General features: G+C 69.3%; 1 protein-coding gene. It reads left to right on the top strand.

The annotated features are described in order from the left end of the window. Positions 1-35: 35 nt before the first annotated feature. Positions 36-1,953, top strand: a 1,918-nt coding sequence (locus tag AC068D_RS35660) for an AMP-binding protein (RefSeq protein WP_478827305.1), incomplete at its 3' end; no start/stop codon positions are given.

Genomic DNA, 1,953 nt, shown 5'->3' with positions numbered 1-1,953 from the left:
GGGTGCCGGTGGTGGTGCTGGATGAGCCTTCGGTGGTGGCTGAGCTGGCGGTGTTCGGTGCGGGTGTGCTCTCGGACGGGGAGCGTGGTGGTGTGCTGCTGCCGTCGCATCCTGCGTATGTGATCTACACGTCGGGTTCGACGGGTCGGCCCAAGGGTGTGGTGGTTGAGCATCGTTCGGTGGTGGGTCTGTTGTCGTGGGCGGTGGCCGAGTTCGGCGGTGGTGCGTTCGAGCGGGTGTTGGTGTCGACGTCGTTCAATTTCGATGTGTCGGTGTTCGAGTTGTTCGGTCCGTTGGTGTCGGGTGGTTCGGTGGAGGTGGTGCGGGATCTGCTCGTGCTGGCGGACCGGGAGCGTGGTCCGTGGGATGTGAGTCTGGTCAGTGGTGTGCCGTCGGCGTTGGCCCAGGTGGTGGCCGGTGGTGAGGTCGCGGTGCGGCCGCAGGTGGTGGTGCTGGCGGGTGAGGCGCTGACGGCGGATGCGGTGGCGGCCGTGCGTGGGGCGTTGCCGGGTGCGCGGGTGGCGAACATTTATGGTCCGACCGAGGCGACGGTGTACTCGACGGCGTGGTTCACGGATGCGGATGTCGAGGGTGTGGTGCCGATCGGGCGTCCGGTGTCGAATGCGCGGGTGTTCGTGCTGGACGGCCGGCTGTCCCCGGTGCCGGTGGGTGTGGCGGGGGAGTTGTATCTGGCGGGTTCGGGTCTGGCTCGCGGTTATCTGGGTCGTGCGGGGCTGACGGCGGAGCGGTTCGTGGCGTCGCCGTTCGGTTCGGGTGAGCGGTTGTACCGCACGGGTGATGTGGTGCGGTGGAGCGCGGACGGTCAGGTGGAGTACCTGGGCCGTGCGGACGAGCAGGTGAAGGTCCGTGGTTTCCGGATCGAGCTCGGTGAGGTCCAGAGTGTCGTGGCCGGGCATCCGCAGGTGGCGCAGGCCGCGGTGATCGCCCGGGAGGACGTGCCGGGGGACATTCGCCTGGTGGCCTACGTGGTCGCGGGTCCCGGTGACACGCCGGTCGGCGAACTTCCCGCCCTGATCACGGAGTTTGCGTCATCGCAGATGCCGGCATACATGGTTCCCTCCGCGGTCGTCGTCCTCGAGGCGCTGCCGCTGTCGGTGAACGGCAAGCTGGACCGCAAGGCCCTGCCCGCCCCCGAGTACACCACTGGAAGCAGCCGTGGCCCGGCCACACCCCAGGAGGAATTGCTCTGCGGAGTCTTCGCCGAAGTCCTGGGCCTGGAGAGCGTGGGCGTGGAGGACGACTTCTTCGCCCTGGGCGGGCACTCGCTCCTCGCGGTGCGCCTGGTGAGCCGGATGCGGTCGATCCTGGGCGTCGAGCTTCCGCTGCGGGCGCTGTTCGAGGCGCCGACGGTGGCGGGTCTGGCGGCCCGTCTCGGGGGTGCGGAGCGGGCACGGGTGGCGCTGACGGCGAGGGAGCATCCTGAGCGGGTGCCGCTGTCTTTCGCGCAGCGCCGGCTCTGGTTCATCAACCAGCTCGAAGGCTCCAGCGCTGCCTACAACGTCCCCGCCGTCGTGAAACTGTCGGACAGTGTGGACGGCGAGACCCTGGCGGCTGCCTTCCGGGACGTCCTCGAACGGCATCAGGTGCTGCGGACCGTGTTCCCGGTCCTCGACGGTGAGCCGTACCAGCACGTACTGGACGCACAGGAGTTGGACTGGGAGCTGTCGGTGTCCCATGTGGCACCGGCCGACCTGGAGAGCGCGGTCGCGCGGGCCCTGGACCACTCGTTCGACTTGTCCTCCGAAGTGCCCTTCCGAGCCTGGCTGTTCGAGGCCGGCCCGGAGAAGCGGGCACTGGTCGTGGTGATGCATCACATCGCGAGCGACGGCTGGTCGCGGGGACCGCTGGCGCGGGACCTGTCGGTGGCGTACGCGGCACGGAGCGAGGGCCGGGCGCCCGCCTGGGAGCCGCTGCCGGTGCAGTACGCCGACT

This window comes from Streptomyces sp. NPDC043861 (assembly GCF_056435905.1).
Note: the sequence above shows the minus strand (reverse complement) of the source record. Positions and strands in the feature narration are given on the sequence as shown.